The sequence below is a fragment of the Pseudomonas sp. BLCC-B112 genome, from assembly GCF_028550695.1.
Classification (GTDB): Bacteria; Pseudomonadota; Gammaproteobacteria; order Pseudomonadales; family Pseudomonadaceae; genus Aquipseudomonas; species Aquipseudomonas danubii.
Genome location: NZ_JAQQGK010000004.1, coordinates 149,334 through 169,881 on the forward strand (window position 1 = coordinate 149,334; position 20,548 = coordinate 169,881).

Annotated in this window: 17 protein-coding genes; 4 read left to right on the top strand and 13 right to left on the bottom strand. The window is 63.0% G+C overall.

What is annotated here, in order from left to right; genetic code table 11:
• The first annotated feature begins 5 nt into the window (after positions 1-5).
• Positions 6-779: an enoyl-CoA hydratase gene (locus tag PQT43_RS12135; RefSeq protein WP_102863560.1), complete on the top strand. Its 774-nt coding sequence runs from the start codon at positions 6-8 to the stop codon at positions 777-779.
• Between the two features lie 120 nt (positions 780-899).
• Here the strand turns inward: PQT43_RS12135 and PQT43_RS12140 are convergent, their stop codons facing one another.
• Positions 900-1,664 carry an SDR family oxidoreductase gene (locus tag PQT43_RS12140; RefSeq protein WP_253085533.1) on the bottom strand — a complete coding sequence of 255 codons (765 nt, stop codon included), beginning with the start codon at positions 1,662-1,664 and terminating at the stop codon, positions 900-902.
• 272 nt (positions 1,665-1,936) lie between these two features.
• On the opposite strand from PQT43_RS12140, the gene PQT43_RS12145 reads away from it, so the two are divergent.
• Together PQT43_RS12145 and PQT43_RS12150 are read left to right on the top strand one after the other, a co-directional pair.
• Positions 1,937-4,105 (top strand): T6SS effector phospholipase Tle3 domain-containing protein, encoded by a 2,169-nt coding sequence (locus PQT43_RS12145; RefSeq protein WP_267268227.1) that lies wholly within the window; start codon positions 1,937-1,939, stop codon positions 4,103-4,105.
• Positions 4,105-5,700, top strand: coding sequence for a type VI lipase adapter Tla3 domain-containing protein (locus tag PQT43_RS12150; protein WP_336314621.1), 1,596 nt, complete (start codon positions 4,105-4,107; stop codon positions 5,698-5,700). Before PQT43_RS12145 ends, PQT43_RS12150 begins: the two co-directional genes overlap by 1 nt.
• A 398-nt stretch (positions 5,701-6,098) precedes the next feature.
• Here PQT43_RS12150 and PQT43_RS12155 read toward each other — a convergent pair whose 3' ends face one another.
• A complete protein-coding gene (locus PQT43_RS12155) occupies positions 6,099-7,250 on the bottom strand; it encodes an acyl-CoA dehydrogenase family protein (protein ID WP_272753983.1) in 1,152 nt (383 codons plus the stop codon).
• 4 nt (positions 7,251-7,254) lie between these two features.
• Positions 7,255-8,361 (bottom strand): enoyl-CoA hydratase/isomerase family protein, encoded by a 1,107-nt coding sequence (locus PQT43_RS12160; RefSeq protein ID WP_267268224.1) that lies wholly within the window; start codon positions 8,359-8,361, stop codon positions 7,255-7,257.
• A gap of 263 nt (positions 8,362-8,624) precedes the next feature.
• Here PQT43_RS12160 and PQT43_RS12165 point away from each other — a divergent pair, with 263 nt between their 5' ends.
• Positions 8,625-9,488, top strand: a complete 864-nt coding sequence (locus PQT43_RS12165) for a LysR family transcriptional regulator (protein WP_110595725.1) — start codon at positions 8,625-8,627, stop codon at positions 9,486-9,488.
• Positions 9,489-9,681: 193 nt separating this feature from the next.
• Here the strand turns inward: PQT43_RS12165 and PQT43_RS12170 are convergent, their stop codons facing one another.
• The 10 genes from PQT43_RS12170 to arnC form a co-directional block, all read right to left on the bottom strand.
• The gene (locus PQT43_RS12170; protein ID WP_102879305.1) at positions 9,682-10,386 is read right to left on the bottom strand and encodes an HPP family protein; all 705 of its coding nucleotides are present in this window, start codon (positions 10,384-10,386) and stop codon (positions 9,682-9,684) included.
• Positions 10,387-10,695: 309 nt separating this feature from the next.
• A complete protein-coding gene (locus tag PQT43_RS12175) occupies positions 10,696-11,211 on the bottom strand; it encodes a GNAT family N-acetyltransferase (RefSeq protein ID WP_267268223.1) in 516 nt (171 codons plus the stop codon).
• A gap of 42 nt (positions 11,212-11,253) precedes the next feature.
• Positions 11,254-12,879, bottom strand: a complete 1,626-nt coding sequence (locus PQT43_RS12180) for an ArnT family glycosyltransferase (RefSeq protein ID WP_267268222.1) — start codon at positions 12,877-12,879, stop codon at positions 11,254-11,256.
• On the bottom strand, positions 12,880-14,244 hold the full coding sequence (locus PQT43_RS12185) for a UDP-glucose dehydrogenase family protein (protein WP_267268221.1): 1,365 nt from the start codon (positions 14,242-14,244) through the stop codon (positions 12,880-12,882).
• Positions 14,241-14,654, bottom strand: coding sequence for a 4-amino-4-deoxy-L-arabinose-phosphoundecaprenol flippase subunit ArnF (arnF, locus tag PQT43_RS12190; protein WP_110651794.1), 414 nt, complete (start codon positions 14,652-14,654; stop codon positions 14,241-14,243). Before arnF ends, PQT43_RS12185 begins: the two co-directional genes overlap by 4 nt.
• Entirely contained in the window at positions 14,651-14,995 is a 345-nt protein-coding gene (arnE, locus tag PQT43_RS12195) for a 4-amino-4-deoxy-L-arabinose-phosphoundecaprenol flippase subunit ArnE (protein WP_267268220.1), read from the bottom strand. The genes arnF and arnE overlap by 4 nt, the downstream gene beginning before the upstream one ends.
• Positions 14,992-16,641 carry a lipid IV(A) 4-amino-4-deoxy-L-arabinosyltransferase gene (gene arnT, locus PQT43_RS12200; RefSeq protein ID WP_267268219.1) on the bottom strand — a complete coding sequence of 550 codons (1,650 nt, stop codon included), beginning with the start codon at positions 16,639-16,641 and terminating at the stop codon, positions 14,992-14,994. Before arnT ends, arnE begins: the two co-directional genes overlap by 4 nt.
• The gene (arnD, locus tag PQT43_RS12205) at positions 16,638-17,522 is read right to left on the bottom strand and encodes a 4-deoxy-4-formamido-L-arabinose-phosphoundecaprenol deformylase (protein ID WP_110651792.1); all 885 of its coding nucleotides are present in this window, start codon (positions 17,520-17,522) and stop codon (positions 16,638-16,640) included. Before arnD ends, arnT begins: the two co-directional genes overlap by 4 nt.
• Positions 17,522-19,528, bottom strand: a complete 2,007-nt coding sequence (arnA, locus tag PQT43_RS12210; protein ID WP_253084749.1) for a bifunctional UDP-4-amino-4-deoxy-L-arabinose formyltransferase/UDP-glucuronic acid oxidase ArnA — start codon at positions 19,526-19,528, stop codon at positions 17,522-17,524. The genes arnD and arnA overlap by 1 nt, the downstream gene beginning before the upstream one ends.
• Entirely contained in the window at positions 19,525-20,544 is a 1,020-nt protein-coding gene (gene arnC, locus PQT43_RS12215; RefSeq protein ID WP_102864990.1) for an undecaprenyl-phosphate 4-deoxy-4-formamido-L-arabinose transferase, read from the bottom strand. The genes arnA and arnC overlap by 4 nt, the downstream gene beginning before the upstream one ends.
• Positions 20,545-20,548 lie beyond the last annotated feature (4 nt).

A 20,548-nucleotide genomic window follows, 5' to 3' on the forward strand; every position in this document is an offset into this window, starting at 1 on the left:
GATTCATGAGCTACGAAACCATTTTGTTGGACATCAAGGACCGCGTCGGTCTGATCACCCTCAACCGTCCCCAGGCGCTGAACGCCCTCAACGCGCAGATCGTCGGTGAAGTGAACCAGGCCCTGGACCGCCTGGAAGCCGACCCGCAGATCGGCTGCATCGTCATCACCGGCTCGAAGAAAGCCTTCGCCGCCGGTGCCGACATCAAGGAAATGGCCGAACTCACCTACCCGCAGATCTACCTCGACGACCTGTTCAGCGACAGCGACCGCGTGGCCAACCGGCGCAAGCCGATCATCGCCGCGGTCAACGGCTTCGCCCTGGGTGGCGGATGCGAACTGGCCTTGATGTGCGACTTTATCCTGGCCGGCGACAACGCCAAGTTCGGCCAGCCGGAAATCAACCTTGGCGTATTGCCGGGCATGGGCGGCACCCAGCGCCTGACCCGCGCCGTGGGCAAGGCCAAGGCCATGGAAATGTGCCTGACCGGACGCTTTATCGACGCCGTGGAAGCCGAGCGTTGCGGTATCGTCGCGCGCATCGTCCCAGCGGACGACCTGGTGGAAGAAGCCCTGAAAGTCGCCGCCCTGATTGCCGCAAAATCGATCCCGGTGAGCATGATGATCAAGGAAAGCGTGAACCGCGCCTTCGAAGTCAGCCTGTCCGAAGGCGTGCGCTTCGAACGCCGGGTGTTCCACGCGGCGTTCGCCACCCAGGACCAGAAAGAGGGCATGGCCGCCTTCATCGCCAAGCGTGATCCGCAGTTCAAGGATCAGTAAGCGCACCGCCCCTGGCAGGACGCGGCGTTCATCCAGCGTCCCTGCAGCCTCAACCGCAGCGCCTAGGGGCTGTTCCCGTTTGGCCCAGCAACGCGGCTCGTCACCAAACGGGAACAGACCCTAGCTGCGGTTGATGGAAACTCCCCCCTCAACCAGCATCGCCGTCCCGCTGACGAAACTGGCGGCGTCCGACGCGAGGAACAGCGCCGCACGGGCAATTTCCTCGGGACGGGCGAGGCGCTTGAGGGCATGCAGGTTTTCGACAAAGGCGCGTTTCTCTGGCGTGTCGGTGGCTGCTCGGCCCATTGGCGTGTCGGTGCCTCCGGGCAGTAGCGCGTTGGCGCGAATGCCATGGGGGCCTTCTTCAGCCGCGATGACCTGGGTCAAGCCGATCAGCGCGGCCTTGCTCGCGGCATACGCCGCCATGCCGGGAAAACCGACGTGGTGCCCGACAAAGCTGGAAGTGAAAATGATCGACCCTGCGCCCCGGCTGCGCAGAGCAGGCAACTGGTACTTGGCCCCAAGAAAGGCACTGGTCAAGTTGCAGTCGAGCACGGCCTGCCACTGGCCCAGGGTCAACTCGGAGACGGACCGGGTTTCACCGGTCATTCCGGCGTTGTTGAACGCGATATCCAAGCCACCGAAACGCTCCAGCGCCAGCGCCACAAGACGTTCGGCCAGTGCCTCGCTGCGAATGTCACCGGCAACCCCGAGCGCCTCGCCACCGGCTTGCTGGATCTGGGCGACCAACGCATCCAGGGCGTTGCCCCGACGGCCGGTCACTATCAGGCGCGCGCCCTCTTGGGCGAACAGTCGGGCGGCAGCCTGACCGATTCCCGACGTGGCCCCCGTCACAATCGCGACTTTGTCTTGCAGTTGTTTCATGATTGACCTCCTTTGCATGAGCGTTGGGCCAACCCTAGGCCGCGGCGAACGGCGCTGAACTCCGGATCTTGCGTTGAATGTCTTTTTCAACGCACCGCGCTGATCGCCGGCAAATCGATGTTTTTTTGCCTCGGCGGCATCTGTGACAATCAGGCGCCCCGAGTCCGAGCGCCTTTCAGAGAACTCCTAGATTTATCGTCCTGGTCCTTTGTTATGGTGCGGCGCCGGCTTTGTTTTGCGCCGCATCAGTGCCATCAAGGAGGACTAGCACGATGAATGACGCCGTTCGGATGAGGACCATTTGCACCGCTGAAGCGATCACCCTGCCGGGCGGTGGCGACGTACACCTGATCGCGCCGCCCCCCAAGCCCTGCGTGACCATCGTGGTGCACGGCGTCAACGACCTGGCCGGTTGCTACGAGCGCATCGAGCGCGGCCTGTGCGAGGGGCTCAACGAGCGCTTGGACATGGCGCCGACCCTGCCCAATGGCGTGAGCAATCCGGGCTTTCTGCGTCCGGCCAGCTACAGCCTGCCCGAGGACGATGAGGGCAAGGCCCGCAACCCCGACGCGGTGTACTACCGGCGCAAGTTCGCCGCCGCGGCCAATGGCACCGACGCCCGCAGTGTGGTCATTCCGTTCTACTGGGGCTTTCGCGAGGAAGAGAAGCACATCATCAAGGATGCGCCCCACGGCGAGTGGATGGATCGCAACAGAAACCGCCTGGACAAGGCGGGCACGCTGGAGGGGGGACATTTCGTCAATGCCACCACCAACCTGCCGGACATGTGGGGCAAGGGTTTCAACGGCAAGCTGTTTGGCTTCATTTCCCTGGATCTGTTTGCCGGAGAGCTGACTCACCCATTGTTCTCCGCGCCTGGACGCCGCTACATGGTGCTGGCGGCGATGCGCCTGGCGATGCTGATCAGGATCATCCGCAAGCGCTACCCCAACGACACGGTGAATGTGGTGGGCCACAGCCAAGGCACGCTCATCACGTTATTGGCCCATGCTTTTCTCAATGAAGACAAGGTGCGGCCAGCCGACGGCGTGGTGATGATCAACTCGCCCTACAGCCTGTGCGAACCCAACATGGAGAAGCTTCAGGGCTTCGGCGCGCAGCAGACGGCCGAGGCCCGCCTGGCGACGCTTGACGCCATCCTGAAGTTCATTGCCGCAGCGCCCAATCCGTACCCGGCCTTGTCGAGTATCGCCCTCAAGAACTGCCAGGGTTATGGCGCTATTGGCGGGCCTGGCTGGAGCGGTGGTAGCGCCTGCGAAACCACGATTGACGCCAAGCGCATTGCCTTCAACGAGCGCGACAACCGAGGCAGTGTCTACCTGTATTTCACCCCACAGGACCAGACCGTTGGCCTGGCCAACGTCCAGGGAATCGGCTGGCAGGGTGTTGACGAGCAGCTGTATGGCAAGCCCCTGCGCCGGACCTTACCGCTGAGTTTCCACCAGCGAATCTTTACCCTGCGCAAGCGCGGTGGCGAAAAGGAACTGATCGGTCTGCGCACGCCGCCCCATGCCTACCCATTGCTGCTTCGGGGAGAGGACACCTGGGAAGATACCGGTCTGCCGTGCAAGCAGCGGATGTCCGTGGCCCGCGCCTCCCTTGAGCAAGGGAAGTCGGTGATGTTGACCGCACCGTTATTGCCAGTGCCCGTTGAAACCAACTTTGACGCCGATGGCACAGTGGTCATGCCGGGAGCGGACTCCAACAGCGGTGTCTATCAGATCAAGGACAAACTGGCGCCCATCGACGCCGCGATTGCGATCAGCAATAAAGCCTGGACCCCCGAAAGCACCCGGCACACCCGGCTGGAGGCGATCGATGAGGCCGTCGCCTTCAAGCACGGACGCGACATTGGTAGCGTTCAAAAGGCCCTCAACGAAGGCAAGGAGATATCTGAAACCACCCACGTGTTTGCCGCCCGAGCGACCGATGACGGCACGGTGCTGGTGACGCGTTCGGAAACACCCTACGAGGCACGCATGCGCCTGCAAAGTGGCGGCAAGGACAAGGAGCACGAAGAGGCGCTGTCTTTCCACTCGGCCATTCCAAACAACCCTGAACACAGCCGTCGAGTGCTGGCGTATGACGTGGCGATAGGGGCGGGGGAGAGTGTGGATGATGTGACGTTTTATGCGTATTTGTGTCGAGTGGCGGATTGGCGGTTGGATTGGGAGAGAACGCACACTGAAATCAATGGCCAAAATGATGAGGAAAGTTTTGATATGCCCGATGACGCTGTAGAAGAACTATACCTCGCAGAGGAGTCTCAAAATCGTGCGCTGATCGATTCTACGGTGGCATATCGTACCGGTGGCGTACTACCGACAAGTGTGAAGGACAAAATACCTTCTCTGGTAGCTACCCAGTCTCTTGCTGGGCGCAAAGCCGGAGTCCCCGTCAGTTTTGGGGGAACCGTCTGATGCGCCGAATGTTTACGTACTGGTCTCTCACCAGCCTGCTACTGACTAGTCACTTGACCCAGGCTGATGAACTCTCACTGGCATCTATTCGTTGCTTTCCTAGTGCGGCCACGGCCGTAACTGCTTATACCTCGTCCAGAAAGGCCTCCAACATGACTGTTGACACTCGTTATCGTGCACCCACTACTTCGCCTCGGTTGGAGACTCTGGATGTGCTCAGCGTCGGTGTTAGCCTGGACGTTTTTCGTCAGGGACAGGTCTGGCAGAAGTTGCAAGAGCAAGGCGCAAAACAGCCTGAATCACTACACGTAGGTAGCGTTTTGCCTATGGATCCTACGAAGTACCCAGTAACTTCTGATGATAAAAACATGGCATGGACTAAGCGTATTGCCGATGCACTGGAACTGGGGCTGCGAGACTTTATGGAGAAGTGGCCAATCCCAACTATTACAGTGGTTCGTGATTGGGACCCTAAAACGCCTAACTTGCGTTTTAGGCCCGAAAGAACACAAAGAATGCTGATAAACACGGTAAATAGCTATCGGACAGACTCGGGTTTGCACTGGCACCGCATCCGCAATGTGCACGACGGTATTGTTTGCAATGACACCCCCGAAGGTTTGGTGGAGAGTCTATTCCAGTTGTTTGAGCGTAATCCCGATCTACCGGCTGTTCTGGTTTACAACCTCGATGGAATCAATATGGCTGGCGCTCTATCAAGCAAGGACATTTCTTTAAAGTCGCTTGGGGCTGTCGCCGGCCCTCGCCAGCCAGACAAGTTAACCGACGCCATGGTCGCCCTGGTCGTCGGCCGTCCCGAACGTGTCGAATGGCTGCGCTATTACGCCCCCTTCACCAAGGTCAACCAGAACAAGATCGATCCCGAATTCAGCGGTTGGGGCTGGCGTAAACCTCCCGTCGAGTTCCAACCTTCTGAGTTCATCCCGCAACCCTGGACCGAGCGCGCTTTTGAACAGTGGGACGCCTTGCCAGTGCTGGCCAGGATTCATCGCCCGGTCACGGTTTCCCTGCAGCGCCCGGACAACGGCGAGCGCCTCAAGCGCGAAGCCTTGACCGCTCAACTGGCCGCCGGCTGGAAAAAAGCCACTGATGCCGTTGCACCAGCACCGGCCCGGGTGTTCTACGACGGCGGTCTGAACAGCACGCCACTGGCCGAATTGCTTCCTGCGCTCACGGCTGCCCGCAGCTCCCTGGACCTGCTCGATTCCCGCGAAGGCTACGACCTGACCCAGCGTTTGGGCGATACCGGCGCCGCCTCGCCGTTCGTGGGCATCGCGCTGGCGACCATGGCCAGTTACCAGAATGCCGACACCAGCGTGGTCATGCCTCTGCGTCGCAAGGATCAAGCGACCCTTATCACCATCACCTCGCCGACACCTGGGCAAAAGCCCGTTGGCAACAAATTTGGCATCAACCTGATGCCCCAAACCGCCAGCCATGACGACGGCGCCTCGGTAAAACCCGCGCCGGCTGCTCCTGCCGCATCGCGGATACCGGTTGTGGAAGAGGACTACACGCTGGAAGAGTTTCTGGCTGAGCTGAGGCCCAAGGACAACTGGATGGATGATCTCTAGCGCTGGCTGATCAAGCTGCGCTGAAGACCCGGGTCAAAGGGAGAGGGCTGTTTCGATGCACCGCATATTGTTGTTGATGGGCTGCCTGTTGTTACTCAATCACGGTGTTCAAGCCGCCGAACTGCCCCTGACTTCTGGTCGTTGCTTTGCCAGTTCGGCCCCGCCCGTGATGGCCTATACCTCAGACAGGAAGGCTTCCACAATGACCGTTGAACCTCGTTTGTTGTAGAAAGCCGCTTGCGAAGGGGCAGGCTTGTGTAGGCGCTGGCTTGCCAGCGATGGCGTCCAGCAGGGCGACGCCACGCTCAAAGGCTTCTTCGCCGGCAAGCCGGCTCCGGGGGAGCAGCCACAAAAAAATCGCAGCCTGGGCTGCGATTTTTTGTGGGCGCCACTGGTGCCTAGAGCTGATAGTGCTTGAGCTCGCGGGCAATCAGCAGGCGCTGGATCTCGCTGGAACCTTCGTAGATCTGGGTGATCCGTGCGTCACGGTAGTAGCGCTCCACCGGATAGTCCTCCAGATACCCGTAGCCGCCATGGATCTGCATCGCCGAGGAGCAGACCTTCTCGGCCATTTCCGAGGCGAACAGCTTGGCCTGGGAGGCTTCGGACAGGCACGGCTGGCCGGCGCTGCGCAGGCGCGCGGCGTGCAGGATCAGCAGGCGTGCGGCATTGAGCCGGGTGTGCATGTCGGCCAGCAGGTTGGCGATGCTCTGGTGCTCGATGATCGGTTTGTCGAACTGCACCCGTTCCCGGGCGTAGGTTAGGGCCGCTTCAAAAGCCGCACGGGCGATGCCCAGGGCCTGGGCGGCGATGCCGATGCGGCCGCCTTCGAGGTTGGACAGGGCAATGGCCAGGCCCTTGCCCCGTTCGCCCAGCAGGTTGGCTTCGGGGATCGTGCATTGGTTGAGGGTCACGGCGCAGGTGTCAGAGGCGCGAATACCCATCTTGTGTTCGGTGCGGTCGACGATGAACCCCGGGGTGTCGGTGGGCACCAGGAACGCCGAGAGGCCTTTCTTGCCCAGTTCCGGGTCGGTCACTGCAAAGACAATGGCCAGTTGGGCGCGCTTGCCGTTGCTGACGAACTGCTTGGCGCCGTTGATCAGCCACTGGCCATCGCGAAGTTCGGCGCGGGTGCGCAGGTTGTGGGCTTCGGAACCGGCCTGGGGCTCGGTCAGGCAGAAGCAGCCGATGGCTTCACCGGCGGCCAGGCGCGGTAGCCATTGCTGTTTCTGTTCCTGGCTGCCGTAGTTGAGGATCGGCCCGCAGCCCACCGAGTTGTGGATGCTCATCAGCGCGCCGGTAGCGCCGTCGCCGGCGGAGATTTCCTCCACCGCCAGGGCATAGGCCACGTAGTCCAGGTAGCTGCCGCCCCATTCTTCGGGAACCACCATGCCCAACAGGCCCAGTTCGCCCATCTTGCGCACCAGGGCGTCGTCGATCCAGCCGGCCTTTTCCCAGGCCTGGGCATGGGGCGCGATCTCGCCCCGGGCAAAATCCCGGGCCATGTCGCGGATCATCACTTGTTCTTCGGTCAATTCGATGTCGTGCATGAGTTCAGCTCCCGCTGCCGTCGAAACCGCTGAAGAAACTCGCTACCCGTTCGGCCTCAAGGGCTGCCAGGGTCGGCGGATTCCAGCGGGGGGTCTTGTCTTTGTCGATGATCAGGGCGCGTACGCCTTCCATCAGGTCACCCCGCTCGAACCATTGACGGTCCAGGTGCAGCTCCAGGGCGAAGCACTGTTCCAGGCTCAAGTGGCGGCCGTGGCGCAGCATCTGCAAGGTCACGGCCATGGCCAGGGGCGAGCGGATTTCCAGCAAGTCGGCGGTGGTCTTGGCCCACTCGTGGCTGTCGGCAATCGTCACGCTGCGCAATTGCTCGACGATGCTGGCCATGTCCGGCAGGGCGAAGAAGTGGTCGATGGCCGGGCGCAAGGCTTGCAGTGGCGCATCGGGCAAGGTCTGTACCGCCAGCTTGGCCAGCAGGCCCTGCAGGTCCTTGAGCGGTGAGTCGCTCCAGTGCAGGCGATCCAGGCGCTGGTCCAGCAGGCTCAGCTTGTCGCTTTCCAGGTGCCAGTCCGCGAGGCCGCAGTACAGGGCATCGGCGGCGCGGATCTGCACGCCGCTGACCCCAAGGTAGATGCCCAGTTCGCCGGGAATCCGTGAGAGGAAGTAGCTGCCGCCCACATCCGGGAAGTAACCGATGGCCACTTCCGGCATCGCCAGGCGGCTGCGCTCGGTGACCACTCGCAGGTCGGCGCCTTGCACCAGGCCCATGCCGCCGCCGAGGACAAAGCCGTCCATCAGGGCCAGCACTGGCTTGCGGTAATGGTGGATGGTCAGGTCCAGGGCGTACTCCTCGACGAAGAAATCCTCGTGCAGGGTATCGCCGCTCTGGTAGCTGTCGTACAGCGAGCGGATGTCGCCGCCGGCGCAGAAAGCCTTTTCACCGGCGCCGCGCAGCACCACCGCGTGAATCAGCGGGTCCTGGGCCCAGGTGTCCAGTTGTTGCTGCAAGGTACGCACCATCGACAGGGTGATGGCATTGAGACCGGCGGGGCGGTTGAGGGTCAGGTGACCGATGTGGTTGCGCACCTCGACCAGTACTTCGCCGGGGGTGGCGTCGATGTCCTGTGTCGCCTGGGATGAAACCTGAGCAGTCATCACTAACTCCCTGCTTTTATTGTTTTTTATATGAGGCTCGCGCGCGAGCATCGACGGATCGTAACAGTGCAATTTTGCCCAGTACAACCCCGAAAACTGCAGGTTGACTGTGCATTTTTGCATGTTGAAAAAGCCGCCCTCAATCTTGCGCCAGCGCTCTGGCCCGCAGTGTCGGTGCCGATCCGGCGAATGTCCGCGGCCTAGGGGCACGACGGTGCGAGCGCCGCTACAATGGCGCTCGAATTTTTTGCCGGCGAGGCACCATGGACATCGATCTGGCCCGCACCTTCCTGGAAATCGTCCGCAGCGGCAGCCTGATCGCCGCCGCCGAACGCCTGCACCTGACCCAGACCGCCATCAGCGCCCGGGTGCAGAACCTGGAAGGCCAGCTCAACTGCAAACTGCTGGTACGCAACCGCGCCGGCGCCCGACCCACCGCCGATGGCGAGGCCTTTATCGCCTATGCCAATCAGCTGGTGCAGACCTGGGAGGCCGCCCAGCGCGACCTGCCGTTGCTGGCGGGCTATCGCAACGTGCTGCACATCGGCGGTGAGTTGAGCCTGTGCAATCCGCTGATGCTCAATTGGGTACGAGGCCTGCGCCAGGCACTGCCCAACCATGCGGTACGCACCCAGATCGCCGAAGGCGCGAGCCTGCAACGGCAACTGGAGTTGGGCGTGCTGGACGCGGCGCTGGTGTTCCAGCCGCTGTATTGCGCGGGATTGCAGGTCGAGCAATTGCTGGAGGAGAAATTGATCCAGGTGCGCCTGGCGGGGCGTCCCGAGCCTTATGTGTACATCGACTGGGGCGATGATTTTCGCCGTCAGCACGACGCCGCATTGCCGGAGCAGGCCAAGGCCGCGGTGGGCTTCAACCTTGGGCCCCTGGCGCTGCAGTTCATCCTCGACGCCGGTGGCAGCGGCTATTTCCGCACCCGGGTGGTGCAGAGCTACCTGGACAGCGGTGTGCTGGAACGGGTGGAGAGGGCCCCGGAATTCAGTTTTCCCACTTACCTGCTGTATGCCCGGGAGCGCGACTCGGCGCAGCTGCAGCAGGCTTTTGCGGTATTGCGCGAGGTGATCGAACAAGACCACGACTGGTCCCAGCGCTGGTCGCCGATGGTTTGAACCCACTGACTTGAGCCTGGCACCGCACTTGAGCGCACCTGCGCTGGCCAGCCAGTGGCTGCGCCTGGCGCGCAATCGACGATGCCCTTGCAGGAACCGGCTTGCCAGCCAACAGGCCTTTTACGCGTGCGGCGCTTCTGAAGCTGTCTTGGCTGGCAAGTCAGCACCAGCGAGGGCGAAGGTTGGGGCGCTATCAGGGCCGCGAGGACAGGACCTGGCCAATGCTGCGCCGGCGGGCGTGGGCTTCGCTGGCGTGGATCAGTTGCTCAAGGTCTTCAGGGGTGACGTCGAAGAATTCTTCCATCTCGGCCAGGGCCTGCTTGAGGTCTTCGGCGGTGATCGCCAGGCTGTCGGCGGGGGCCGCCGAGGGCAGCAGCACCGGAGTATCGCTCGGGCCCTTGGGGTAACGAATCCGCGTCAGGTTGTTGTAGGCCAAGGCACTGGCCAACAGGCTGGCCGCCGCGAGCATCACCGGACCCAGTTCCCGCCACTCCAAAGCCACGCTGGCCGGGTCTGCCAGCACCAGGGTCAGGGCCAGGGCGCCGGCCGGGGGATGCAGGCAACGCAACCAGCACATCAGCACCAGGGCCATGCCCGCCGCGAGGCAGGCGCTGCCCAGGGTCCGGCCCAGGACATGAGCCACCAGCAAGGCCACGACCCCGGCGCACAGGTAGCCGCCGAGGATCGACCAGGGCTGGGCCAGGGCCCCGGAAGACACGGCAAACAGCAGCACCGCCGAGGCCCCCAGCGGACCGATCAGGTGCAGCGCCACCGGCATGCCGAACACCTGGGCGCAGAGCCAGACACTGAACAGGGTGCCCAGGGCCATGCCGATGGCGGCGCGGCTCCATTCCAGTGGGCGGGTATTGATGGCGGCGGGTTTCCAGCGGGCAAACATCGGCAAGAATGGTCCAGGGCTAAATGACGGGCAAAAAGAAGGGCTTGCCTGGATCACCAGAAAGCCCTTGAACGTTCCAACATTTGGGGGAGGAACGGGCACAGTGTGCCGAGCATTGGTGTAGCTGACAAATTCATAATAATGCCGTTTAAGTGCATTTATTTTGCTGTATTACGCGTCGGCTTGCCGGCGAGGGGAGCTAAGAGGGCTTGGAGTTGGGAGCGGGTCTTGAGGGCGCTTTCGCTGGCAAACCAGCCCCTACAGCCAGCCCCCTGGGCCAGCTCCAGCAGTGAGTGTGGCAGTGCGTTTTTACAAGCTCAGGCGCATGGCGCAGCGGCGTGATTCGGGCAGGCCGTGCTGTGTTTCATCGGCCAGGACCTGGCGCAGGCGCGGGCTCAGTTGTGCAGGTTGCAGGGTGACAAAGCCCTGGCGCTGGTAGAAAGGTTCGTTCCACGCCAGTTCGCGGAAGGTGCTGAGGGTCAAGGCCGTGAGCTGCTGTTCCAGGGCGAACTCGCGTGCCGCCTGCAACAGGCGCTTGCCAATGCCTTGGCCCTGGTGGCCAGTGGCAACGGAAATTTCCCACACATGCAGTTCCAGGTCGCAGACCTGGGCATTGAGAAAGGCGCAGCGGGTGCCGTCCTCTGTCAGCGCAACCCAGATCGGGTGGTGTTGGATGTTTTCTCGATGGCTCTGGGCATCGGCCACCTCGGCGTCGGCCAGCCAGGCCAGTTGCGGATCACTGCGAAACAGTGCCGCAGCCGAGGTTTCAATGGCGGGGAGGAAGGCCGCGTCAGCCACCCGCGCCCGGCGGATCTGAATAGTCATGGGCGCGAGTGTAAGGAGCCGCCAGGGGGTTGCGCAACGCTTTCAGGGTGGCGTGGCAGCGCTCTTGGGCAGGTGCAGCAAGACGAAGTCGTTCTTGTCGAAACGCCCGCTCAGCACCGCAGTCAACCCGGCCAGGGGCGTGCCTTGCAGGCTGGGCAGATCGCTCTGATCAAGAATCACCCAGGCCGGGGCCGGCACTTGCGCCAGGGCGGCAGCCTGATCGGTGAACTGTGGCTGCAGGTCCCGATCCAGGTTGACCATGAATTTGATCGCCTTGGCGTCCTTGCCCATGCGGTGCAGGACTACCGGTGCCGGGTCGGCCTCGATCAGTTGCATGGCGCCGAGGCTGAAGGCGCGAGTGTCATAGAGACGCTGCTCCACCGGTTCGAAGCCCCCGATGTAACAGGCCCAGACCGCCAGCACCGCGCTGTAGGCCAGGCCCACGGCGCGCCACTGGCGCTTGAACAGCAACCCCAGGGACAGCGCTTGCAACAGGCCGAGGATCAGCAGCATGGGCAAGAGGTGGGTGAGCTGTTCAGGGAATTTGCGCCGCAGTACCAGCAGTCCCACCATCAGCAACCCGGGCAGCAGCAACCACAGGCCCTGGATCAGCCCCCGCAGCCAGCCCATGACCCGCCCGCGTCCGGCCTGGAACGGATAAGCCGCAACGATCGCCGCCATGGGCAGCATCGGCAGCAGGTAGCGGGCCTTCTTCGCTTGGGGAATCGACAGGCCGATCATCACGATCAACCCGGCGGCGGTGCACAGGCGCAGCAGTTTCAGGGCCGGGCCCTGTTCCGCGGGACGACTCAGCAGTACCGCAACCCAGGCGAGGATCGCCAGGGGATAGGCCAGGGCGTAGTTGCCCAGGGAACTGGTGAAGTAATAGAAGACGTCGCTGGAGCCTTCGCTGCCGTCCATGCGTCCCATGAACTGCATGCGGATCACCTCGTCGACAAAGGCCTGGCCACCGCTGAGCTTGGCCAGCCACAGCAGCAGGCCGACGCAGGCCACCAGCAGCAACAGCGCGCTGAAACCGACGCCGAACAAACGACGCCATTGGCCGCCCAGCAGGTAGTAGCTGCACAGCATGCCGGTGGGAATCACCAGGCCGATGGGCCCGCGAATGGCAAAGCCCAGCACCAGCAGCAGGAAGATCCAGCCCAGGTGCCGGCGGGCACCGAAATGGTCGTGGGCATAACCCAGGTAGAACACCGCCAGGGATACCGCGGCGAGCATCTGGTCCAGGGAGACGGCACGGGTTTCGCTGATAAAGGTATTGCTCAGCAGCAGCAAGGCGACGCTGAGCAGGGCCCAGGTGCGGGAGTAGGGCGCCAGCAGGCGATAGATCAGGCTGACGATCAGCGCTGAAGCAATGGCCGTCGGCAGCCAGGCAGTAAAGCGGGTGACCTGCCCGGTGGGCAGGGAGAACAGCCACACCAGCAGGGTCGAGGCACTGGAATAGTCGGCATAGGGCTGGCCATAGGTGGTAGGGAAGAACCCCGGCCCATGGCGCAGCATCTCCTTGGCGAAAAGCACAAAGCGCGAGTCGAAGCCGATGACCGAATCGTGGCCGGCGCCGGCGCAGAACAGCAGCAAGGCCAGCAGCCCCAGCCCCAACGATTGCCAAAATAATGTGTTCGCAGGGGAACTGGAGTGCGGGTTCATTCAGGCCTCGGTGGACCACTGCCGGTGCGGAATCGGCAGGTTGCGCGATTCACCGCGACCGATCGGGAAGTAGGTGAAACCGTTGCGCGCCAGGCGCTCGGCGTCGTACAGGTTGCGGCCGTCGAAGATCACTGGCGCTTTGAGACGCTGCTGGATCAGGTCGAAATCCGGCGCCTTGAACTGCTGCCATTCGGTGCAGATGATCAGCGCGTCGGCGCCATGGAGCACCGATTCCGGAGTGCCCATGAGCATCAGGCGCGATTCGTCCGGGTACAGACGCTGGGTTTCCTGCATGGCTTCCGGGTCGAAGGCCCGGACTTCAGCACCGGCCGCGAACAGCGCGTCCAGCAGCACCCGGCTCGGTGCGTCGCGCATGTCGTCGGTGTTGGGCTTGAACGCCAGGCCCCAGAGGGCAAAGGTCTTGCCTTCAAGGTCGCCTTTGTAGAACGCCTTGATGCGCTCGAACAGCTTGTGTTTCTGCCGCTCGTTGATGGCTTCCACCGCTTGCAACAGGTCACTGGAGCATTGGGCTTGCTCGGCGCTGTGGATCAGGGCGCGCATGTCCTTGGGGAAGCAGGAGCCGCCGTAGCCGCAACCGGGGTAGATGAAGTGATAGCCGATCCGCGAGTCGGCGCCGATGCCCAAGCGCACCGATTCGATGTCGGCACCCAGGTGCTCGGCCAGCTCGGCGATCTGGTTGATGAAGCTGATCTTGGTGGCCAGCATGCAGTTGGCCGCGTACTTGGTCAGCTCGGCGCTGCGCAGGTCCATGAACATGATGCGGTCGTGGTTGCGGTTGAACGGCGCGTAAAGGTTGCGCATCACATCGCGCACTTCCTCGCGTTCACAGCCGATGATGATCCGGTCCGGACGGCGGCAGTCGGTGACGGCCGAGCCTTCCTTGAGAAATTCCGGGTTGGAAACGATATCGAACTGCAGCGGGCGGCCGTCCAGGACCTTCTCTATGTGCGCCTTCAAGGTGTCGCCGGTGCCCACCGGCACCGTGGATTTTTCCACCAGGATCACCGGCTTCTCACGGTGGCGGGCCACTGCGTCGCCCACCGACAGCACATAGCGCAGGTCCGCCGAGCCGTCTTCGCTGGACGGCGTGCCCACGGCAATGAACAGCACCTGGCCGTGTTGCACCGCGAGTTTTTCATCGGTGGTGAAGTGCAGGCGCTTGGCTTCGAGGTTTTCCTTGACCAGGCTGGCCAGCCCCGGCTCGAAGATGCTCACGTAGCCTTGTTGCAGCTGTTTGACCTTTTGCTCGTCGATGTCCATGCAGATGACATCGTGGCCGACTTCAGCCAATACGGCGGCTTGTACGAGGCCGACGTAACCACTTCCAAATACACTGATTTTCATGGGGTATTCCTGGGACTTGTCGCGGGTGCAGATCGAGAGTTGATGGTGATGACCCCAAGGATGACCAGAGCCACCCCGAGGCTTTTGGCAAGCGTGAAGGGTTCGTTGAACAGCGGCAGGCTGGCGGCCAGCAGGTAGACCAGGGCGTAGCTGATGCTGAGCAGCGAATAGGCCCGGCCCAGGGGCAGGTCGCGCAGGGCCAGGAGCCAGCAGAGCATCGACAGGGCGTAGGCACCGATGGCCGTGATCACCACCCCCAGGGCGGCCAGATCGACGCTGCCAGCACTCAGCGCCGACAGCCACTGATCCGGGGCGGGCAGGCGGGTCATGCTCCAGCGCATGCCCAACTGGGCGCCGCTGACCAGAGCCACACTGCCCAAGGCGAAGGCAAAACCCTTGACCCGGCTCATGCGTGGCGACTCAACAGCAGCACGCCGCCAATCACCAGGGCCACGCCGAGCCAATGGCGACGGTCGATGGGCTCATGGAAGACGAAGCGGGCGATCAGGGTGATAAACACGAAATTCAGGCTGAGCATCGGGTAGGCCACGCCCACCTCCATGCGTTGCAGCACCAAAAGCCACACCAGCAGGCCCAGGCCGAGGCTGAACAGGGCCAGCCACAGCCAGCCGGAACGCAGTTTTTGCAGGATGCCGGAGGGCTGGTCACGCCAGTTTTCCACAGCGAACTTCTGCGCCACCTGGCCCAGGCAGGTCAGCCCGCAGGCGAGCAACAGCAACAACAGGCTCATGGCTGACTCTGGGGAATGATGAAGATCACGATATTGCCTTGCTCGTAGCGCTTGGCATCCTTGGGCAGCCGCTCGACTTCATGTTCCTCGTCGCTGCTCTTGACCCGCATCACCACGCCGATCGAGCCTTGCTTACGGGCTTGCTCGATCCACGGCTGGACTTGGTTCAGGTCGACCTTGCGCGCCGCAGTGTCCTCGTAGCCCAGGCCGTACTTCACTTCGCCCTGGGTGTTGTAAAGGGTCACGTCGGGGCGACGCAGGCGCCAGGCCAGCGCAGCGGCAGCGCCCAGGTCGTTGCTCAGCAGGGCCTTGGCCTGACCCAGTTCGGCCACGTGATCGATGATGAACTGGTCGGGAATCTTGTTGTAGACCACCTTGTTCGGCAGCGCCGCCGGGGCCAGGGCCACCAGCAGGAAGCTGCCCAGGGCCGGGGCGGCCCACAGGCTCAAGGGGCGCATGGCCTGCAACAGGTTGCTGATGATCCAGCCCAGCAACAGGATGTACACCAGGACCAGATGCTGGGGCTCGTCCACATACACCGGCTTCTTCAGCTGGAAGTACACCAGGGCCAGCAGGGCCAACAGGCCGGCCAGCAGGTTGAGCACACCATTGAGGCTGAGGATACGGGTCTTGCCGGTGGCCAGACGGTCCATCAGGGTGTGACCCATCAGCAGGGCCACAGGCAGCAGGCAGGGCAGAATGTAGGCCGGCAGCTTGCCTTTGCTCAGGCTGAAGAAGGCCAGGGGCAGCACCAGCCACAGCAGCAGGAAGCCGCTGCTGTTCAGCCGCCGTTGTTCCCAGGCCTGCTTCAGGCTGGCCGGCAACAGCAGCACCCAAGGCACGCAGAAGCCCACCAGCAACGGCAGGTAGTACCACCAGGGCGAGGCGTGCTGCGCGTCTTCACCGGCAAAGCGGCGGATGTGCTCATGCCAGAAGAAGAACCGCCAGTAGTCCGGCTCCTGGGCATGCACCGCCAGGGCCCAGGGCAGGCTGAGCAGAATCGCCACCAGCACGCCGATGCCGCCATAGGTCAGCAGCGAGCGCAGGCGCTTCTGCCAGATGGCGTAGGGCAGGGCCACCAGCACCGGCAGCAGCCAGGCCAGAAAGCCCTTGGTCATGAAGCCCATGCCGCAGGCCAGCCCCAGCAGCACCCAGGCGCCGATCTGTCCGCGTCGGCTCTGGCAGTCGAAGGTGAACCACAGTGCCACCAGGCTCAGGTTGACCCAGAAGGTGAACTGCGGATCGAGGTTGGCGTAGCCGGCCTGCAGCGCCACCACGGTAAAACTCATATAGAGCAGGGCGCTGGCCAGGCTCTTGCGCGGGTCGTTCCACAGGCGCCGGGCCAACAGGTAGGCCAGGACCACGCTCAAGCCGGTGCTCAGGGCCGACGCCACGCGCACGCCAAACAGGTTGTCGCCAAACAGCGCCTGGCCGATGGCGATCATCCAGTAGCCGGCCACGGGTTTTTCGAAATAGCGGATGCCCATGAAGTGCGGCGACGCCCATTTGCCGGTCAGGAGCATTTCCTGGCTGATCTGCGCGTAGCGGGTTTCGTCGGGAATCCACAGGCCGTGGGTGGCCATGGGCAACAGGTAGAACAGACCGAAAGCGATCAGCAGCAGTGGCAGGGCCCAACGTCTGGTCATGCGCCTTGCACTCCCAGCCAGCCTTCACGACCTTCCAGCGCGCCACGCACGACCTTGCCCGCCGGCAGGCTGGCCAGATCCGCCGGGAGCATCTGCCCCAGGGGTTGAAAGTGGATGTCGCGTTGCTTGGCGCTGGCCAGCAACTGGCGGAAATCATTGGCCATGAGAATCCCTTCTACTTCTGCATGCACGGTGTAGACATTGAGTTTGTCCGGACTGAACCGGTCGAGGATGTAGCGGTTGAAATCCTTGGCGGCCACCACCGGCCCGACCACTTCGTCGAAGGTCGGCAGGTCCACCGGAATCTGTGGGGCGCCCAGGCTGCCGTCCGCCAGTCGTGGCTGGAACAGGCTCTGGCCGCGGCAGTCGCTGTTGTAGCGAAAGCCGAACTGTTGCTTGGCTTCGATGACGCGTTCATCGGCGCGCCAACCGGCAGACGCCGAGCAGCTCACCGCTTGCCCGAGAATATCGTTGAGGCTGTCGACGCCACGGCGGATCTGTTCGATCAGCTGTGCCTGACTCCAGCGCCCGGTGTTGGCCTGCCAGCCGTGATGATCCCAGGCGTGCAGGCCGACTTCATGGCCGGCGGCCAGGGTCTGGCGCATCAAGTGCCCCAGGTCGCGGCCGATGGGTTTGCCCGGCCAGGCGGTGCCGGCCAGGAGAATGTCCCAGCCGTACAGGCCCGCGGCATTGGAGCGCAGCATTTTCCAGAGGAACTGCGGACGGATCAGGCGCCACAGGTGGCGCCCCATGTTGTCCGGCCCGACGCTGAAGAAAAACGTGGCCTTGACCCCGGCTTCGTCCAGCGATTCGAGCAGCCGTGGCACCCCCTCCCGGGTGCCGCGGTAGGTATCGACGTCAATGCGCAGACCTGCCTGCATCAGCGAGCTTCTTCTTTGGAACGATCGGCGATTTCCAGCATCGCTTCACGCAGGAAGAAGTCCAGGGTATTGCCGATGGTTTGGCTCATCTCCACGGTCGGCTCCCAGTTCAGCAGGCGCTTGGCATTGGCGATGCTGGGCTTGCGGTGTTCCACGTCCTGGTAGCCGGCACCGTAGAACGCCTTGCTCTCGACGTCGCGGAAACCGGCGAACGGCGGGAAGTTGCTGCGCAGCGGGTGAGCTTCGAACTGACGCAGCAGCTCTTCGCCCAGCTGACGGATGCTGGCTTCGTTGTCCGGGTTGCCGATGTTGATGATCTGGCCGTTGCAGCAGTCGTTGTCGTTGTCGACGATGCGCGCCAGGGCTTCGATGCCGTCGGCGATGTCAGTGAAGCAGCGCTTCTGCTCGCCACCGTCGAACAGACGGATCGGCGTGCCTTCCACCAGGTTGAGGATCAGCTGGGTGATGGCGCGGGAGCTGCCGATACGGGCCGAGTCCAGGCGGTCCAGGCGCGGGCCCATCCAGTTGAACGGACGGAACAGGGTGAAGTTCAGGCCCTTGGCGCCGTAGGCCCAGATCACCCGGTCCAGCAGCTGTTTGGACACCGAGTAGATCCAGCGTTGCTTGTTGATCGGACCCACGATCAGGTTGGAGTTGTCTTCATCGAAGTTGTTGTCCTGGCACATGCCATAGACTTCCGAGGTCGACGGGAAGATCACCCGCTTGTTGTACTTGACGCAGTAGCGAACCAGCTTGAGGTTCTCTTCGAAGTCCAGCTCGAACACGCGCAGTGGGTTGCGGGTGTATTCGATCGGGGTGGCGATGGCCACCAGCGGCAGGACCACGTCGCACTTCTTGATGTGATATTCGATCCACTCGGAGTGGATGCTGATATCGCCTTCGACGAAGTGGAAGTTCGGATGGCTGCGCAGGCGCTCGATGGCGTCCGAGCCGATGTCCAGGCCGTAGACGTCGTACTTGTCGTCACGCAGCAGGCGCTCGGACAGGTGATTACCGATAAAGCCGTTGACGCCGAGGATCAGCACGCGGGTGCGGCGTGGCTTGCGGCCGGACTCGGCACCGCGCAGCAGGGAGCCGTCCACCAGACCCAGCTCATTGGCCAGTTGCGGGCCACCCAGGTACAGGCCGTTGGCGTTGCGCTGGCCGGAGGTGATCACCAGGGAGTCTTCGCCACAGGCGATGCGCAGCGGGTCGACGCTGATGACCCGGCCCGGGGCCTGGCCTTCGTTGCCCTTGGCAACTTCGGCGCTCCAGACGATCAGCTTGTGCTCGCCGACGGCGCAGAAGGCCCCCGGGTAAGGCTGGGTCACTGCGCGTACCAGGTTGAACAGCTCTTCGGCGGGGCGCTTCCATTCGATCTTGCCATCGGCTGCAGTACGGCGACCGTAGTAGCTGGCCTTGGATTCGTCCTGGGCGGTCTCGGTGATCTTGCCCTGGGCCAGCGCCGGCAGGATGTCGCGTAGCAGGCTGGCAGCGGCGTCACGCAGTTTGTGGTGCAGGCTCAGGGCGGTGTCGCTGCGTTCGATGGCCACGCGCTGCTGGGCGATGATGGCCCCGGCGTCGGCACGCTTGACCATGCGGTGCAGGGTCACGCCGGTTTCGGTTTCGCCCTTGACCAGCACCCAGTTGGCCGGAGCACGGCCGCGGTAGCTCGGCAGCAGCGAGCCGTGCAGGTTGAACGCACCCTTGCGGGCGGTGGCCAGCAGGGGTTCGCTCAGCAGATTGCGGTAGTAGAAGGAGAACAGGTAGTCCGGGTCGAGTTTGCTGATGCGCTCGATCCACAGCGGGTGGTTGGCATCTTCCGGGGCATGCACGGCAATGCCTTTGCGGGCGCACAGCTGGGCGACGGAGCCGTAGAAGGTGTTCTCCTTGGGATCGTCGGCGTGGGTGAACACGGCAGCGATCTCGTAGCCTGCATTGAGCAGGGCTTCGATGCCCGCACAGCCAATATCGTGGTAGGCGAAGACAACAGCTTTATTGCTCATGGCGAAACCTGATCAGTATGAGTGGAAGTTAAACCGTCGACAGTGACAGCCGGGGCGGGGACCGCCGGCTGGCTGCGCAAGACTTTTTCGATGAAGAAGCGCGGGCGGGCCCGCACGTCGCTGTACATGCGTCCCAGGTATTCACCCAAAAGACCCATGCCGATGAACTGGCCACCGGTGAACACGAACAGCACCGCAAACAGCACGAAGGTGCCGTCGCCGGCCCAGGTGGCACCGAAGATCAGCCGCAGGATGATCAGCATCAGGGCGAACAGCGCGCCGACGCCGGCCATGCCGAAACCGATGATGCTCAGCAGCCGCAGGGGGGTGGTGGTCATGCAGGTGATCAGATCGAACATCAGATTGATCAGGCGCATCGGGCTGTACTTGGAGTCGCCGTGCTCGCGCTCGGCGTGCTCCACCAGTACCTCGGTGGTGTGCCGGGCGAAGCTGTTGGCCAGGATCGGGATAAAGGTGCTGCGTTCGGTGCAGGCCAGCATCGCGTCGATGATGGTGCGGCGGTAGGCCCGCAGCATGCAGCCGTAGTCGCTCATGGCCACACCGGTGGAGCGCTGCACAGCGAGGTTGATCAGCTTCGACGGCCAGCGACGGAAGGCCGAGTCCTGGCGGTTGTTGCGCACAGTGCCGACCACGTCGTAGCCGAGCTCGGCCTGGGCCACCAGGCGCGGGATTTCTTCCGGCGGGTTCTGCAGGTCGGCGTCGAGGGTGATGACCACGTCGCCGCGGCACTGCGCGAAGCCGGCCATGATCGCCGCGTGCTGACCGTAGTTGCGGTTGAGGATCACCGCCACTACGGGGCTGCCTTCGCGCTCGGCGGCTTCTTGCAGGAGGGTCGCCGACTGGTCGCGGCTGCCGTCGTCCACCAGGACGATTTCAAAGTCGTGCTTGAGCTGGCGGCAGGCCGCTTCGGTGCGGCGCAGCAGCTCCGGCAGGCTCTGTTCTTCGTTGTAGACCGGAATGACGATCGACACGAACTGGATTGGGTAAGGTTTCAAAGGC

Coding starts and splice junctions, on each gene's coding strand:
- PQT43_RS12155 (WP_272753983.1), bottom strand. CDS start 7,250: ATGCACGACATCGAATTGACCGAAGAACAAGTGATGATCCGCGACATG.
- PQT43_RS12180 (WP_267268222.1), bottom strand. CDS start 12,879: ATGAACCCGCACTCCAGTTCCCCTGCGAACACATTATTTTGGCAATCG.
- arnT (WP_267268219.1), bottom strand. CDS start 16,641: ATGACCAGACGTTGGGCCCTGCCACTGCTGCTGATCGCTTTCGGTCTG.
- arnF (WP_110651794.1), bottom strand. CDS start 14,654: ATGAGCCGGGTCAAGGGTTTTGCCTTCGCCTTGGGCAGTGTGGCTCTG.
- PQT43_RS12145 (WP_267268227.1), top strand. CDS start 1,937: ATGAATGACGCCGTTCGGATGAGGACCATTTGCACCGCTGAAGCGATC.
- arnA (WP_253084749.1), bottom strand. CDS start 19,528: ATGAGCAATAAAGCTGTTGTCTTCGCCTACCACGATATTGGCTGTGCG.
- PQT43_RS12165 (WP_110595725.1), top strand. CDS start 8,625: ATGGACATCGATCTGGCCCGCACCTTCCTGGAAATCGTCCGCAGCGGC.
- PQT43_RS12140 (WP_253085533.1), bottom strand. CDS start 1,664: ATGAAACAACTGCAAGACAAAGTCGCGATTGTGACGGGGGCCACGTCG.
- PQT43_RS12160 (WP_267268224.1), bottom strand. CDS start 8,361: ATGACTGCTCAGGTTTCATCCCAGGCGACACAGGACATCGACGCCACC.
- arnE (WP_267268220.1), bottom strand. CDS start 14,995: ATGAGCCTGTTGTTGCTGTTGCTCGCCTGCGGGCTGACCTGCCTGGGC.
- PQT43_RS12150 (WP_336314621.1), top strand. CDS start 4,105: ATGCGCCGAATGTTTACGTACTGGTCTCTCACCAGCCTGCTACTGACT.
- PQT43_RS12135 (WP_102863560.1), top strand. CDS start 6: ATGAGCTACGAAACCATTTTGTTGGACATCAAGGACCGCGTCGGTCTG.
- PQT43_RS12185 (WP_267268221.1), bottom strand. CDS start 14,244: ATGAAAATCAGTGTATTTGGAAGTGGTTACGTCGGCCTCGTACAAGCC.
- PQT43_RS12175 (WP_267268223.1), bottom strand. CDS start 11,211: ATGACTATTCAGATCCGCCGGGCGCGGGTGGCTGACGCGGCCTTCCTC.
- arnD (WP_110651792.1), bottom strand. CDS start 17,522: ATGCAGGCAGGTCTGCGCATTGACGTCGATACCTACCGCGGCACCCGG.
- PQT43_RS12170 (WP_102879305.1), bottom strand. CDS start 10,386: ATGTTTGCCCGCTGGAAACCCGCCGCCATCAATACCCGCCCACTGGAA.